At 61.8% G+C, this 16721-nt stretch carries 5 protein-coding genes and 1 pseudogene; all 6 read right to left on the reverse strand.

Annotated features, from left to right (window positions below; all coding sequences use genetic code 11):
• Positions 1-150: 150 nt before the first annotated feature.
• The 6 genes and pseudogenes from HC231_RS19605 to HC231_RS19630 all read right to left on the reverse strand — a co-directional run bounded on the left by HC231_RS19605 (position 151) and on the right by HC231_RS19630 (position 16717).
• Positions 151-2301, reverse strand: coding sequence for an HlyD family efflux transporter periplasmic adaptor subunit (locus HC231_RS19605; RefSeq protein WP_246494864.1), 2151 nt, complete (start codon positions 2299-2301; stop codon positions 151-153).
• Positions 2301-3640: pseudogene (locus tag HC231_RS19610) on the reverse strand (efflux RND transporter periplasmic adaptor subunit). The gene HC231_RS19605 and the pseudogene HC231_RS19610 overlap by 1 nt, the downstream one beginning before the upstream one ends.
• A gap of 28 nt (positions 3641-3668) precedes the next feature.
• Positions 3669-4415: an efflux RND transporter periplasmic adaptor subunit gene (locus HC231_RS19615; protein ID WP_208231433.1), complete on the reverse strand. Its 747-nt coding sequence runs from the start codon at positions 4413-4415 to the stop codon at positions 3669-3671.
• The gene (locus HC231_RS19620) at positions 4415-6127 is read right to left on the reverse strand and encodes a TolC family protein (protein ID WP_208228371.1); all 1713 of its coding nucleotides are present in this window, start codon (positions 6125-6127) and stop codon (positions 4415-4417) included. Before HC231_RS19620 ends, HC231_RS19615 begins: the two co-directional genes overlap by 1 nt.
• Before the next feature lie 169 nt (positions 6128-6296).
• The gene (locus tag HC231_RS19625) at positions 6297-15059 is read right to left on the reverse strand and encodes a putative Ig domain-containing protein (RefSeq protein ID WP_208228372.1); all 8763 of its coding nucleotides are present in this window, start codon (positions 15057-15059) and stop codon (positions 6297-6299) included.
• A 38-nt stretch (positions 15060-15097) separates the two neighbouring features.
• On the reverse strand, positions 15098-16717 hold the full coding sequence (locus HC231_RS19630; RefSeq protein WP_246494578.1) for a TadE/TadG family type IV pilus assembly protein: 1620 nt from the start codon (positions 16715-16717) through the stop codon (positions 15098-15100).
• Between the last annotated feature and the right edge of the window lie 4 nt (positions 16718-16721).

The raw sequence follows: 16721 nt of genomic DNA on the forward strand, positions 1-16721 counted from the left end.
TTATCTCTCAGAAACAAGCATTGGGTTATTAGATATCATTACGCTTTTAAATAATTAACGTTACACCACGCGTTAATTATTTAAAAAAACGGGAAAATGAAGAAGACCTTTATTTTAACCATAGCCAATATATTGTACCAAGCGGCAAGGCTAAAACGACATTTCCCTGATCAGCACCGCCGATACCACTTTCCAGCCGCGTACCAGCAGGCTTTGCGCCTCGCCGTCCATCGCCACCGTTCCGCGCAGCATCTGCCGCTGGCCGCGGCTGCCGTCGGGCAGGCTTAGCAGCACCCGGTAAACGGCTTGCTCAGGATGCAGTTTGCGCTGCGCGTCGCTTAATGCCGCGATATCGCCGCCGTAAATCGAAGCCAGTTCAGGCACGGCGCTTAAATCGCGCGTAGCGGTATGATCGATATCCACGATCGTCAGCGACAGAGTCGGGCTGCCGACATCCAGCGGGTAAAACCGCCCCTGCCCGCCCACTTTCAGCCGTTGCCAGTCTTTTTCCGAAACGAAGGCTTCCACCAGTCCGCCGGACGGCTTGATTATCACCGCCAACCATTCGCCCTGCGCCAGCCACTCGCCGATCGCCAACGGCGCGGCGACGTCGGCCACTACGCCGCTCATCGGCGCGCGCACCGTCAACTGAGCCGACTGCCGTTTCAGCACCGCCAGTTTTTGCTGCGCCGCCTCACGCTCCTGATTCACCCGCAGATGTTCACCGGCAGTCTCCTTATTAAAGACCTGAAACGCCCCCTGCCAGCTTAGCGTGGCGATCTGCCGTTCTAACTGCCGCTGTTCATGCAGCAGCGCATCGGAAGAGAGCGAAAACAGCGCCTGTCCCGCCTCCACCGGCTGACCGACCTCAACATCAATGCGCTCGATCATCGCAGGCAGCGGCATATACAGGCTGCTTTGCTGTTCGGCGCGCAACAGCGCCGGGGCATAAACGGTGCCCTGCCAGGGGATCGCCGATAACAGCAACAGCGCGCAGCTTATGGTCAGAGTCACGATCATATTACGGTTCATACGGTAATCCTTGCGGCGTTTGCTCCACTCGCGCAGTTCATTAACCACGGGCATTATCACGAAATAGCCGATTTCCACCGCGAAAAGCAGCATCCCCAGCAATTTGAACGCCATGTGGTAAACCAGAATGGCGATGCCGGTAAACAGCACGAAGCGGTACGCCCACACGCAGAAGGCATAGCCAACCAGCGTGCGTTGCAACCAACGGGGAAACGGCTCCGGCGGGGCGTCCCCCAATCCGAACAGCCATTCGCGCATCCGCCAGCGGCCGATGGCGAATCCCCGCTGTTGCAGATTGGGGATCTGAAGCCAGTCCGACAGCAGGAAGTAGCCGTCAAAGCGCATCAACGGGCTGAGGTTGATCGCCAGCGTCATAATCCAGGTGGTGGCCGCCAGCATGAATGCCGCGCTGCGCAGCATACCGTCCGGCAGGAAGCTCCAGGCCAGCGTCGCCCAAGCGGCCAGCGCCAATTCGGTCAGCATTCCGGCGGCGCCGATCGCCATACGCTGCCGATGGCGGGTCAGCTTCCACGATCCGGAAGTATCGGTATACAACACCGGCATCATCACCAAAAAGGCGACGCCCATGGCGGCGACCCGCGCCCCAAAGCGCTTACAGGTATAGGCATGCCCCAGCTCATGCAGCACCTTGGTGAAACACAGGGTGATCCCCGCCAGCGCGGCCCCTTCCAGGGTAAAAAAGTGCATAAAGGTGTGCTTGAAGGTTTCCCACTGGCGCCCGGCTAAAAACAGCCCCAGCGCCGCCGCCATCAGCGTCAGCGCTAAAAACCAACGGCTGAAAAAAGGTTCAACCCACGATAAGGTGGCGGCCAGAAAACGATCCGGATGCCATAGCGGAATGCGAAAAAACAGATAATTCTTCAGCAGCTTACGCCACACGGAAATCTGCGTTCCCGCCAGTTGCCGCCCGAACTGCGCCAGCGCCTCATCGCCCGACGCCCGCGTCAGGTTATTGGCCTGTAAAAAACGGCTGAAATACTGAACGTCGCCGATATCAATAACCAGCGGCAGCGTCTGGTTGATCTCTGCGACGATTTTCGCCGCCTCCCCCAGCGGCCAGCGCGACAGCATCGCCATCTCCGCCCAGCCGATACGGAAAAACAGACCGCGCAGCGGATCTTCCAGCGTCCAACTGGGCGAACCGTCGCGATTGGCGGGACCGGCATGCAAAATCAGCTCATCGCGCAGCGGACTAAGCCGGGAAGCCGGCGGTTTATTCATCGCGGGGACGGTCGGCGCCTGCATCATCACATGCCCAACCAGACGCGCAGCGTAGTCAGCGGCTTGCGCAACAGATAGACGAACAGCAGCGTGCGCTGACCATATACTTTCGCCGTCCCCTTCAACCCCACGCGCAGCAGCGGATCGTCCTGGGTAAACCTGGCCCTCAGCCGATAGGCCATAATGTTGTCCGGCGTAAGCGCCGAACGGTAGCCGATATGCTCAAGCCGCGCCGACTGCGCCGAATTCGGCGCGACGTTAAGGAATAGCCGCACATCGGCCCCTTGCTCCAGCGCGATGGCATCGGCGGCCGGCAGTTGGATCTCCAGTTCGACATCGTGCGGATCGGCGATCATCATGATGCGTTCGCCAATCGCCACCGAACGCCCGATCCAGTCGCTGGCGTCATCAAAGATCGCCACCCCGTCGCGCGGCGAAACCAACTGCATACGCGCTAGCTGCCGTTGCAGAAAGTCCATTTCGCTTTGCGCCTGTTCCCGCCGGCTTTGCAGCACCGCCAGACTGGCTTTGCTGTTGGCATCGAACAGCGCCTGTTGCTGCGCCTGACGGAACTGGGCATCGGCGGTGGCGAACGTCTGCCGCGCGGACTCCAGGCGGTTTTCCAACTCGCGGGCATCCAGTTGAACCAGCGCTTGATTGGCCGCGATCTGCTGATTAGGGCGCACCAGAATATCGTCAACCACTCCCGCCACCGGGGCGCGCACCATCACCGGCCGGTGCGCCACGATCTCCGCCGGCGCCAGCACCGATTGCCGCACCGGGATCAGCATAACCAACAGCAGCGCTATCCCCCCGCCAGCATCAGGCGTCGTCGGTTGGGACGAGCGCCGGTTTTGCCGCGCCGTTTTTTGCCCAACCCCAACCAGGCATGGGAATAGGCATCCGCCAGCTTTTCCAAAAGCATCAGTTCGGCGGGCCGCCATGCCCGATCGCGCGCCAGAATCAGCGTCAGCGGCTGCTCTCCCCCTGGACGCCGCAGCGGCAGCCATAGCAGGAATTCCGGCAAATGTTCCCGCCAGAGCAGTTGGTCGCTGGCCGGCAGATCAAGCCAGTTCAGGGATTGAGTCTGCCGCGCTTCCTGCTGCCACTGGCGGCACAACCGGCTGAATTCGCTGCAAAAGGGCGCATGGGGATCGATGGACGCCAGACCGGACGCCGCCCGCAAACGCTGGTTTTCGCAGTCCCACAGCAATGCCTGGCGATACTTCACCAGATTGTGCGTTTCATTAACGATGAAAAACGCCAGCTCGTCCTGCGTTTCCCGCGATCTGGCGCGGCTTTGCAACTGCAATAGTTCGGCCAGCAGCGCCAGGCGGGTATCCTGTTCATTTGCCGTTTTGCTCATCGTGCGCGGGCGCTCATACGGTTATCTCTCATGGTTCGCCGCCGGCTGAGGCTGGCGGCGTTATCAGCGCCACCCCGCTCATCCCCGGCAGCAGCCCGGCGGTGGATTGCGTGATGCGCCCAAACACTTTAACCGACTGGCTGACCGGCTCCACCGCCGAAGAGATGCGGCTAATTTCCGCCGGATAACTCAGCCCGGTTTCATCCAGCGTCACCTGAAAGGCATTCCCCTGTTTCAACCACACCAGCCAGCGCGACGGCACGATCATTTCCAGCTCAAACGCGCTGTCATCGTAAATCGATAGCAGTTCTTTGCCTTCCGGCACCGACTCCCAGCGCTTCACTTTGGTTTCCGTTACCCGGCCGGAGAACGGCGCTTTGATGACGCAGCGTTGCAGCATGGCGCGATTCACGCCGTTTTCCGCCTGCGCCATGGAAACCGCCGAACGGGCCTGATCCACGTCAGACAGACTGATCGAGTTGAGCTTATCCAGCCGGTTGGCGATCGCCAGTTTCTTGCGGGCGGCATTTTCGGCGGCGGCGGAATAATTTAGTTTTTCTTTCAGAACCGCGCAGTCAAAGGTCAGCAACGTATCGCCCTGTTTAAAATGCTCGCCTTCTTTCACCGCGATATCCGTCACCTTGGCCGAAATTTCGCTAGAAAGCGTGGTGTAGCGCACCGCGCTAAGCTGTACGCGAATATCGCCGCTGGCGGCCGCCTGCGCCCACCAGGGCGTCAGCAATGCCCCCGCCAACAGAAACTGCCGCGCCTTCATCACTGGGAGCCCCCGGCTTGCAAGGATTGCAGGTTATCCCACATATCCGTGTTGACCGTGCGGTAAGGCTTTCCGGCGATGGCGGCCGACGTGGCGGCGACAGCGGCAGGCTGGGCCGCCGCCGGCGCTGGCGTTGCCGCTACCGCGCTTGGCGCAGCCAGAGAAAGGCGCGGCACCGGCACGCCGCCGGTTTCAATGTTACTGGTGGTGCGGGCAATGGTATGGCTTAAAGCCGCCAGGCTGGTATCGCCGACGTTATCGGGCAGCACATCCAGCCCGGCGGCCTGATATACCGCGCCCAATGCGTTTTGCACATCCGCAAAGCTGCGGTCGCGCGCGCGGGTGGTCAGGATGGTTTCCGTACTGACGCGCACCTGCTCCATCTGCGTCGCCGCCTGATTGCGCACCGTTAACTCGGTCTGATTAAGGATGCCGCGCTGAATGCGAGCCAGTTCCTGATAGCGGCTGAACATGCGCGTGCTTTGCTGATACTCTTGCCAGGCCACGTTCACCTGGGTCAGCACCGCCATACGCAGCGCCTGCCGACGGACTTCAGCCAGCTCTTCGTTCGCCTCGCCGGCGCGTTTCACCGGCGACCAGGAGAGCACGTTCAACAGGTTGCCGCTGACCTGCAGCCCGGCGCTGGCCCACTGATGGTTCACCAGATAGCTGTTGCTGTCGCCGTTGACGCCGGCGAACAGCGATACGCCCGGCAGCAGGCGCAGCAGCGATTTCCGGGTTTCCAGCACGGCGTTGCGCGCCAGATAGCTTTCTTCGCGCACTTCAGGCCGTTTCACCATCGAGAAGTTTTCCAGATCGTCGAGGGTATAAGCCAGTTTCGGCGCCGTCAGACTGCTTTCGCCGGGCACCACCACATCAAATTTACTGGCCGGCGGCAGGTTCATCAGCGACGCCAGACGCGATTTGGCCATTACCAAATCGCTATCGACGATTTCAAGCTGGCGCACCATCTCCAGCATATTTTTCTGGAAACGCAGCGCTTCCACCGGCGCCAATAGGCGTTGCTGCTCGGTCTGGCGGGCATATTCCAGCGACTGGCGCGCCTCGGCCAGCGCCGCCGTCACCTCCGGCTGCAAACGCTGGGCGGTGGCGGCTTCCCAATAGGCGGTGCGCACCTGACGGGTAATATCCGCCACCACGCGGCGGCGGCGCTCTTCGGCGGCCAGCGATTTATTCGCCTGCATCTTGGCGTTGAAGTAGCTGATGCCGAAATCCAGTACGTTCCAGCTCAGCGACAAATCCGCCGTACGCATGGTTTTATCCTGACTGGTGGAGGCTTCCAGCGACTGCTCGCCGGTAGTCACCGATTCGCTGCTGGATCCGGCCACGTTGTTACGGGTTTGTAGCCCCGCCCGCGCCGCCAGCTTGGGCAACATATCCAGGCTGGAAACGCCGATCAGATTATCCTCCATCGCCTGTTCCATCAGCGCCACCCGCTGTTGCAGGTTGTATTTCAACGCGCGGGCAATCGCCTCGTCCAGCGTGATGGCGCCGCGTACCGGCTCCTGATTGGCGAACATCTGCGTTCTATCGCTTAACGCCTGCTGCACCTGCTGTTCCGTCGTCACCGGTTCAGGCTTTACCGCACACCCCGCCAGCCCAAGACAGGCCAGGGTTATCGCCAATTTAAGAGCCCCGGAGCCGCCAGAGTGTCGCTTGTTTTCCCAGAGTTTCGCTATGTGCTGATTCACCAGGGTTCTCCCCATCAAATGTAGTGTGTTTATGTTGTTATTCGTTGCGATACAAAATTCGCGTCACCGCGTAAGCCGCGCCAAACCGCTACCCCCTCCCGGCCTCCCCCTTATCAGGGGGAGGAGCTGACTCCCTCCCCTGCGAAGGGGAGGGTTGGGGTGGGGTAAATCACCGCTCTGGCGTCGCGTTGTTATCCGTTAGCTGATTCAGCGCGCTCAATAATTCATCAAGTCCGGCCTGTTCCTGTTGCAACTGCGCGGAGAAGGCGGCCTTACCGTTCGGGACGTCGGCCAGCGGCATTCGCAGCCCGGCCTGAGCGTCCGCCCGCGTTGCCGCCGCGCTGGCCGAGCGCGCGGGCGAAAAATCCACCTCTTCCAACGGAAACATCAGCGTTTCCATAATGGGATCCAACCGCCAGGGCGTATCTGCGTACTCTATTTCCCCGTTCACCAACGGATAGCGCGACGTCGACAATGCATCGCCGGACTGCGGCGCAACCGCTGCCGCCGGAGCGGATGCCGCCAACGGCGCTCCCCCACGGGGCGCGGGGCGCATCACCTCGCCCTGCCGCTCCAGTTCGTCCTGACGCAATTCCCACCATGGATCCATCATGCCGCCCGGAATATCCGGCATGACGGAGACGACCGGCATGACCGGCTGCTTATTGATCTCCATCGTCAGGGAGCGGGAGGCCGTGCCGCCCTGCCCGTCATTTACCGTCAGCGTCAGCGCGAAACTGCCGACGGCCAGCGTTTTGCCGCTGATGGTCAACGTAGCGCCATCAAAGCTCAGGCCATCCGGCAATCCCTCAACGCTCCAGGTCAGCACGTCGCCGTTGATATCGCTGAATAAATCGGACGACAGCGTGGCGCGGTATGCCGCCGCCTGCGTGGCCTGCGGCAGAATAGCCTCGCTGTCCGTCGCCTGAGGCGCGCTGTTGGCGATGTTTACTACCGAAATAATGTTCAGGTTGCCGGTATCCGCGCCGCCATTGGCGGTTCCGCCGTCGTCCCGAATCGCGGCGAGGGTGACGGCGCGTTCGCCGCTGGTGACGACGGCGCTGGTGTTGGCATAGGCCAGACCGTCGATCAGCGCAGCGGCGGCGGCGCTGCTAATGCCCCCATTGCCGCCGATGGTCAGCGTGGCGACGCCGTCATCAAGCGCGACCGTAACGCTCAGGCCGCTGGCGGTGGTGAAGGCGGCGCCATCGGTCAGCGTAACCACCACGCCATCGACGATCAGACTCTCGGCGCTATCGGCAACGCCGGAGACGGTAACGGTCAGCGCCGCAATGGACTGGCCGTCTTCTATCGTGGAAACCTCAGCGCCGTCGAATAGCGATACCGCGTCGTCACCCGCCGCGTAGCCCGGATCGGCCGGCGTCGCCGTCAGCGCCGGCGCGTTGTTGACCGCGGCGACGTCGACCGTGGCGGTAATATCCGGCATAGCGGCGTCGCTACCGCCGTTGGCGCTGCCGCCATCGTCCTGAATAGCGCTCAACGTGACGCTACGCACGCCGGCCGTCGGATCGTCGCTGGCATTGGCATAAACGATAGCGTTAACGAGGCTGGAGGCGTCGGCGGCGGATATGCCCGAAGCGCTGGAAATCACCACGGTGGCGACGCCGCCGCTAACGGAAACGCTATAGGCGTAACCGCTGGACGTAACGCCGGAGCCGGCAACCAGCGCAATACTGGCGCCGTCGATAATCAGGGTTTCATTTTCCCCATCGCTCAGACCGGACACGCTCAGCGTCAGCGCGCTAACCGCCTGCGACGCCTCCACGGTGGAGATCGCAGTGCCGCTAAACAGAGCGGCGGCTTCGCCGCCTTCCACGTATTGGGTATTGGCCGGCGTAGTCGTCAATACCGGGGCGTCGTTGATTTCGGTGACGTTCAGCGCCAACGTCGCGCTGGCGCTGGCGGCATAGGCGTCGGTAACGGTGACCGACAGCCGGATAGCAGCCCCCGGATCGTCGCTGAGGTTGGTATAACTAATCTGCTGCAGCGCCAGGTTGGCGGTGGCGGTGGAGACATCCGCCGTAAAGGTTACCGTCAGCGTCCCGCCATCGTTGATGAAAGTAGCGATGGCCGAACCGTCCAGATAGAGCGCGCCGTCCACCAGCGTCAGACCATTGCCGTCGGCAAAGCTGTAGCTGTCATCGCCGTTGGCGCCGTCCTCGCGCGTCAGGGTAATGACCGCGCCGTTGTAATTGCCCGCGCCGTCGGCCAGCGCATCGTAGTCCGTATCGCTGAGGGTAATGAGATCGGCGAGCAGCACCGTGCCATGTTCGTTGTAATCGATAGCGATTTCCGTCAGCGCATCCTTGAAGCTGACCAGACCGCCGCTACCGATGACCACTACCGCGCCATGAGCGCCGGTCGCCACGTTCTGAGCGCCGGCCAGCGCGGCCGTCGATTCGCTGGAAAGCGTCTCGATAAGCGTCAGTAAGCCGCCGTCGGATTTATAGCGGCTGATGCTGCCGTCCGAACTGGTGACGTACAGCGTATCGCCGCTGCTGGACAGGGCGATGGCGGTGACGTTGGACAGGCCGGCAACCGCGCCGGTATAGGTCAGCGTAGCGCCGTCGGCGACAAAGGCGAACGCCGCGACGCCATCTTCACTGGCCACGTAAATCGTGCCGCCATCGCTGGAAACGGCGATATCCACCGGGCTGGAGATATCAATGACGCTTTCGCCGTCGGCCGCGCCGTCACGCAGATAGGCGACGGCGTTGAGCGTGCCGTCCGCAGCGCGCTGATAGACAATCAGGGTGTTGGCGACGGTATCGGCCACCGGATCGGTGATCACATACACATAGTCGCCCGCCGTTTCCACGCCGATAGCGGTGAACAGGTAAGGTTCGCTGCCGGTGGAAGCCGTGATGGATTGCCCCAACGCATACTGGCCGCTGTCCGCGTCCAGGGTATAGACCAGCAAGCCGGAGTAATTGCCATCAACCACATACAGAGCGCTGCCGTCGGCGGATATCGCCAGATCGACGACGTTTTCCGTGCTCAACGTCTGCGCCAACGTCAAGCTGCCGTCGGTGAGATCGCGGCTGAAGATCGTAACGCTATTGCCGTCCGCGCCGAGCATATAAACGGTACCGCCATCCCCGCTTACCTCAATCAGCGAAACGGATGAAACGCCGCCGTCCAGCGTCTGCAACAGCGTCAATTCCCCCGTGGCGGCGTTGCGGCTGAAAATGGCGATGCCGCCATCGCTGCTGGCCGCATACAGATAATCGCCGTTGGCGGTCAGCGCGCTGGCCGTGATATCGGCAAGACCGCTGATGGCGGACAGGCTGGCCGCCACCTCCAGGCTGGTGTAATCGGCGCCGGCGCTCAACTCGGGAGAGGAGTTGTTCACCACATCAATGACGGCGGCGGTTTCCAATGCGGCGCTATCGCTGCCGCCGTTGTCCTGACCGCCGCTGTCCCGCACGCTGAGGCTAATCGTGCGTACCCCGGCGGTCTGAGTGTTGCTGATATTCGCGTAGCTCGTCTGTTCGATCAGATTGGCCGCGGCGTCGGCGGCGATACCTTCATCGCTGGAGATCGTCACGACGGCGCTATCGCCGTCGAGCGTCACGCTATAAGCGTAGCCATTGCTGAGCGTACCGCCGCCGTCAGTCAGCGCGATACGCGTGCCGTCTACGGTCAGCGTCTCGCTGCCGCCGTCCAGCAGGCCCGAAACGGTAAACGTGATGGATGAAATGGTCTGCCCGCTTTCCACCGTCGAGATGACGACATCATTAAACAGGCTGGCGCTGCTGCCGGAAGTAGCGTAGCTGGCGTCGGCGGCCGTCGCGGTAACGACCGGCGCATCGTTGACGCCCGTCACCGTCACGCTCGCCGCGATGGCGGGCGAAACGGTATCGACGCCGCCGTTAGCCGTGCCGCCGCCGTCCTGGAGGGTCGCCAGCGTGATGATGCGCTCGCCGGCCGTTGGGTCATCGCTCTGGTTGACATAGGCGAGCCCGGCAATCAGCCCGGTGGCGTCGCTCACGCTCATTCCGTCGCTGCTGTAGAGATATACGGTGGCGGTATCGCCCTCTAAAGAAATGTAGTAGCTATAGCCGCCGGCCGTTTCGCCGGAAGCATTGGCGGTCAAAGAAACGGCCGCGCCGTCGATGACCAACGCTTCGCTTTCCCCGTCGCTCAGACCGGAAACCGTCAGCACGATATTGGTGATGGTTTGCCCAGGTTCACCGCTAGAAATCACGACATCATCGAACAGCGCCGCCGCATCCCCATTCTCGACATAGCCGGCGGCCGCGCCGACGGCGCTGACCGAAGGCGCGCTATTGGTCAGGCTGACGCTGACCGTCGCGCTGATTGAAAGCGCGCTGGTATCTACGCCGTCGTTGCTGGTTCCCCCGTTATCCTGAATGGATATCAGAGTAATGGTGCGATCGCCGGTGGTCGGATCCTCGGAATAATCGGATGAGGTATTGATGTAGGCGATATCTTTGACCAACGCGGCGGCCAGCGCCGTTGACAAACCGTCGCCGCTGCTGACGGTAACGCTGGCTACGCCGTCCGTTACGCTAACCGAAATCGTCACAGAGTAACTGACGGTGCTTATGCTGCCGTCGCTCTCCACGACGTCCGCGGAAACCGAACCGCTGACGCTGACGCCGTCGGAGAGCGTCACGTAAGAGCCGCCGATGATCAGCACCTCTTTTCCATCGTCTTGCAGATCGGAAACGGTCAGGGTAAGGCCGCTGATGGACTGATCCGCTTCCCCGGCGGAGATCGTGACGTCGTCGAATAGTTTCACGGCGCCGCCGCCGCTGATATAGGTGACTTCCTGTCCGCTGGCCTGAAGCGATGGCGCATTGTTAATCACCGCGACTTCCAGCAACAGGTTAACGCTGCTTGAGACGTACTGGTCGGCCACGGACAACGTTAGCGTGATGCTGCTGCCCGGATCGCTGCTGGCGTTGGCGTAGCTAATCTGTTGCAGCGCCCGGTTGACGACGGCGCTGGAGACGTCGGCGGTGAAGGTCACGGTCAGCGCGCCGTCGGCGTTTGCGAAGGTTGCGATAGCCGCGCCGTCGAGATAGAGCACGCCGTCGGCCAACGTCAGGCCGTTGCCGTCGGTAAAGCCATAGCTGTCGGCGCTGTCTGCGCCGCCCTCGCGCGTCAGGGTAATGACCGCGCCGTTGTAGTTGCCCGCGCCGCCGCCAAGCGCGTCGTAGTCGGCGTCGGACAGGGTCAGGCTGGCGGCCGGATTAATAGTGCCGCCTTCGGGGTAGGAAACCGCGATAGTGTTTGCGACGCTGGTGGAACTCAGGCCGGTATTGTAATAGCGGGCGCCGCTGTAGATGACGCTGCCGTCGGCGGAGACTTCAAGGGTGGTGATGGGCCGCCCGACCGACACGGTGCGAACCTGGGTCAGGGTGCTGCCGTCGCTGATGCTATAGACGTACAGCGTTCCACTCTGGGTGCCGACGTAAAGCGCGCTGCCGTCCGCTGAAACCGCGACCGCCCAGGCGCCGCCGACGCTGTACGACGCGGTTTTTTCGATGCTGTTGTCGCTGCTGTCGTAGCGCACAACGGCCACGCCCCCATTCGTGCCGCCCACGACATAAGCGTAACCATTATCCGCCGCGGTTATGGAAGCGAAATTGTTGCTTGAGATTACGCCATCGATCTGGGCGGCGTAGCTCAGAGCGCCGTTTGAACTGGCGGCATAGACGGTGACGGAGCCGCCGCTGCTCAACACATAGACCGTATTGTCGCTGCTTACGGCCAGCGCGATCGCGCTGCTGAAGTTATCGGTGAAATGGCTTTGCTCCGTCAGGCTGCCGTCGCCGCCGACCGTATAACCGTAGAGTTCGCTGCCGGTCATCACATAGAGGGTTTCGCCGTCGGCGGACAGTTCGATCTTGACGGCCTTGGCGTCTATCGCCTCGGTGCTGGTCAGTTGATAAGCGCCGCCGTCATAGCTGAAGGACTGCACCACGTAGCCGCCGTCGCTGGTTGAACCGGCGACGTAGATCGTCCGACCGTCGGCGGAGGCGGAAACCGCCGTGCTGCCGGACAGGCCGTCGACCTCGACGGCGGCCGTGTCGGCGCTATCCGTCGTACCCTGGGTGAAAGTCTGTATCAGGGACAGTTCGCCGGTTGTGGTATCACGGGAATAGATGCTGATATAGGCGGTACCGCCGAAGTTGACGCTGGTGCTGCCGAGGATGACGACGGTCGCGCCATCCTCGGACATCGAGATGCCGCCGACATAGTAGCCGTAGCCGCTGAGCGCGCCTTCGGCGGTATACACCAGCGCGCTGTCAGCCGCGCCGAGGGCCGGCGCGCTGTTATCGGCTTCCGCCTGGGTGATAACGCGTAGCGATACGTCCGCCGAAACGCTGGCCCCCGACTGGTCGGTAACCGTCACGGTGAGAGCGTAATCGCCGGCCTCGCCGGACGTGCCGAAAATGGTCAGCGTCGCGGCGTCGAACGAGAATCCGTCAGGCAAACCGCTGACGCTCCAGGTCAGGCTGTCGCCGTAAACGCCGTCGGGATCGCTAAACAGGGAGGCGTCCAGCGTCGCGCTGTAGCTGCTGTTCTCCGTGGCGGACGCCAACGCGGCGGCGGCGTCTTCGTTGACTTCCGGCGCGCGGTTGGCGATCTGCTCAACCACCAGTTCCAGATCCAAGGAAGCGCTGGCCCCCGCGGCATCGGTGACGGTCACCGTCACGGTGAAAGCGCCCGCCTCCGAGGATGAACCGGAGATAGTTCGGGTCGCGGCGTCGAAGCTCAGTCCGTCGGGCAGACCGCTGACGCTCCAGGTGAAGGCATCGCCGTCCTCATCGCCGAACAGACCGGAAAACAAGGTAAAGCTATAGGCGGTTTCGCTGGTCGCCGTACTCAGCGCGTAACCCGCGGCGGCGTCGGCGTTAACCTGCGGCGCCGAGTTGACGCGCAAGGTAAGCGTCGCCGCATTACTTGTCAGCGCGGCGTCGCTGCCGGTCACGGTAAGCTGGATAAAGCTGCCGGCGGCCGCGACGGCATTGGTATAGGTCAACTGCTGCAATAGCTGATTGGCCACCGCCGTGGTGGTGTCGGCGGTAAAGGTCACGGTCAGCGCGCCGCCGTTGGCGCTGAAGGTGGCGATGGCGGCGCCGTTAAGCGAGATAACGCCGTTTGCCAGGGTTAGCCCGTTGCCGTCGGCAAAGCCAAAGCTGCCGGTATCGACGCTGGCGCTGACGGCGATGCTGGCGCCGTTGTAATTGCCTGCGCCGTCATTCAGCCCGTCATAGTTGCCGTCCGTCAGCGTCAGCCCGTCGGCGAAAAGCAGCGCCGCGCCCAAATCGAGAGTCTGCGCGGCGGTGTAACGCGCCACGCCGTCGTTGCCGGAAATCAGCAGCGACAGGCCGTCGCCGAATACCGCGATATCACTGGCGCCGCCGGCGACCGTAACGCTGTTTACCAGCGTCAAATTGCCGGCGGCGGAAGTCGAATAAACATTAAGCGCGCCGGTGCCGGAGAGGGCGTAGAGCACGCTGCCGTCGTTATTCAACGCCAGGCCGCTCAAGCTATCGGCGCTAAGCGTTTCCACCAGGGTCAACGCGCCGCCGTCAAAACGGTAGACCTGCAACGTGCCTTGCGAAGCGTTGCCCAGATACAGAAGAGACGCGTCCCCGCTGACCGCCATCGAGAAATTGGTGCTGTCGAAAGCGACATCATTGACCTGTATCGTGTCGATCACGCTCAGCGTGCCGTCGTCGTTGATTTTCAGCACGGTCAGGCTGTCATAGCTGACGAACGAGGTCGGATCGCCGACGACGTAAACGTAACCGCCGGCGCTGATAACGGTTTCCGCCCGGCTCAAGCCCAGGCTGCCTTCGTCGAGCGTCTGGATCTGGGTCAGCGCGCCGGTATCGGCGTCGCGCGCGAAGACCGTCATGCCGTTGTACTGCGTCGTGACATAAACGTAAGCGCCGTCAGCGGAGATGGCGAGGTTTCTCGTCGTATCGCTGGCGGAAACAGACCCCGTGTAGCTAAGCGAGCCGTCGGCGTCAACGCTGAATAAGTAAGTGTTGCTGGTTTGGCCGTCAATGAGGTAAAGCGAACTACCATCGGCGCTGAGCGCCACATCGGCGATGCTTTCCACGCCGTCCACGGCGACGGTTTCAACCAGCGTAAGACGCCCGGCGTCATCCACCGAGAACACCGAAAGGGCGTCGTCTCCGGCCACATAGGCATAGCCGCCGTTGCTGGAATAAACCACCGTCGCGCTGTCGCCAAGATCGTCGAGGGTGAAGGATTCGGCGGCCTCAAGGGAGTGATCATCAGACAACACCGGGGCGACGTTAATATCGTTCTGGATAACGATGGTAGAACGGATACTGCTCAGATCGGCCGTTTCGCCGCCGTCATCGCTGAGGCTGGACAGCGTGACGGTGACGGCGCCGCTCTCCACCGTATTGTCCTGCGCGCTGTAGGCGATGCCGTCGATCAGGCTGGCGACGTCCGCTGCGGTATTGGCCTCGGAGGAGGCGATGCTGACGGTAACCGTCGTCGCGCCGCCGCTAACCGCCACCGAATAGTAATAGTTGTTGCCGGTGGTGGTTCCTGAGCCGGCGGACAGCGTAATCGTGCTGCCGTCAATCACCAGAGCCTGATTATCGCCGCTGCTGTCCACGCTAATGACCAGACTGTTCAGGCTTTCGCCGCCGGCGTCGGTCGATACGCTGACGCCGCTGAACAGATCCACGCTTTGAGCGGCGGAGGATTCATCAACGCTGATGGCGGCCTCGGCGCCGCTGGCGGTAACGCCGGGCGCGGCGTCGGTGGCGGCCACCACCGCTTCCGCCGTCGCGACGGCGGCGGCATCAAACATCATACGGGGTTCCAGCGCCCATGCCTGCTGAGGACGGCGACGATGAGCCGCGCGCGATGCGGAACGAGAATGGGTCATGGTGTCATATCCTGTCGGTCAAAAGGTTCATGGGGCCGTTACTCGATTAGCCGGACGAAACCGCTTTTCTGATGCAGCTCGTCTGTAATTTCACTGAGTCGGTTCCTGATCTTGCTTTCCGATGCGACAAAGTCCGCACCGTTGTAATAGGTGAGGTCCGCGCTTTTCTCAGCGCAACCCGCCAGTCCCGCATCGGCGACGCGGCGGAACGCCGAAGCGCTGGCGATGGTGCCGCCGTTCTCATCCTCGTTCTCCGCCTCATCGTTGCCGGTAACCACCAGGAAGAAATGCAGGTTGCGCTCACGGAAACTGGCGCACAGGTTGGCGAAACGCTCGGTAATCAACTGCTCGCTGGTACAGCCGTCATTCTCCGTCGTATCCGAGCGGCAACCGTCTATCGTTTCGCCCACGTAGGCGTTGTAGGAATCGCTGTCGAACCACAGCATATCGGTGGAGTTGACCAGCATTACGATAGCCTTGGTGCGTTCATCGTTGCCCTCGTCGAAGTCTTTGGGCAGCTCGTCGTCCAGATCCCAGCCGCTGGCGCCGCGGAAGGCCGGCGCCAGGGCCATCGCCGCCCAGCCCATGGCGATGGCGTAGTTAACGTTAAAACCGGTGCGCATCTCGTCGAGCCGATCGGCGATCTTGTCCAGATCGTTGGTCAACGGCAGCAACGGCGCATAAGGGCAGCCCATGTCCACAACCAGGGTGCGCGTGTCATTGACGCCGGTAGCCTGGCCGAAATCAGGATTCGGCCCGATCCAGGAAATGGAGTAGTTCTCGTAAGCGTTCGAGACATTGACGTCATAGCGGTAGTAAATGCGAAACTGACCGGACGGCGCTTCGTCCCAGAAGTAGTTTTCGCCCCGGTTCAATCCCCGGTACATACACAGCAGATTGTAACGGCGATCGGGAATACGGCGGTCGGCCAGACTGCCGTAGCCCGACTGGAACAGCGACGTAAGCTCCACCGGATTAAGCCCCGCCGAACTCGCCCACTGCCGGACCCGGTTGGTATGTTCGGCGTCATAGACGCTGACGGCCTGACTATGGGGAACCAGCGCCAGCCAGATGTTTTCGCGATCGCCGATCAGGTTTTCCGCAAACTCGTTGCCGATACGGCGCAGGGCGGCCAGGTTGGCGCTATCCTCTTTCAGAGTGTTGGGCAATATCAGGGCGACTTCCATTGAATGGTTGCGCACCTCGACGGTGGAATAAACCTCTTGTTCGCTGTCGCCCAGTTGCAGCAGTTCAGGAGCGGTGGTAAAGCTGGCGGTCACGGTATAGGTCGGATAGTCGTTGCCGCTGCGCCCTTCGCGAACGCTCACCTTGTCGAGCGTCATATTTTCCGCCAGCGCGCTATTCAGCCCCAGGTTGGCCTTGACGTAATCGAACGCCAGTTGCGTCATCTGCTCCGGGTCATAATCTTTATTTTCATTGTTGCTGATAACGGCCTGATGCCCCACGGCCAGCGCCGCCGCATCGGTCGCGCGCTTGATTTGCGTCGCGTCGCCCGTCGACGTCGAGGTATCGACGATAAAGGCGGCGCTCACCAACAGCGCCATGGCGCTCAGCACATAGAACGCCGCCCCCGCGCCGCGCTCCTGCCGCATAAAGCGGCGCAGATCGCGGCAAAGAATTCTCCGCCGTCCTTGCATCTGA

The sequence above is a fragment of the Brenneria izadpanahii genome (assembly GCF_017569925.1).
Classification (GTDB): domain Bacteria; phylum Pseudomonadota; class Gammaproteobacteria; order Enterobacterales; family Enterobacteriaceae; genus Brenneria; species Brenneria izadpanahii.

Coding starts and splice junctions, on each gene's coding strand:
- HC231_RS19605 (WP_246494864.1), bottom strand. CDS start 2,301: ATGATGCAGGCGCCGACCGTCCCCGCGATGAATAAACCGCCGGCTTCC.
- HC231_RS19615 (WP_208231433.1), bottom strand. CDS start 4,415: ATGAAGGCGCGGCAGTTTCTGTTGGCGGGGGCATTGCTGACGCCCTGG.
- HC231_RS19625 (WP_208228372.1), bottom strand. CDS start 15,059: ATGACCCATTCTCGTTCCGCATCGCGCGCGGCTCATCGTCGCCGTCCT.
- HC231_RS19630 (WP_246494578.1), bottom strand. CDS start 16,717: ATGCAAGGACGGCGGAGAATTCTTTGCCGCGATCTGCGCCGCTTTATG.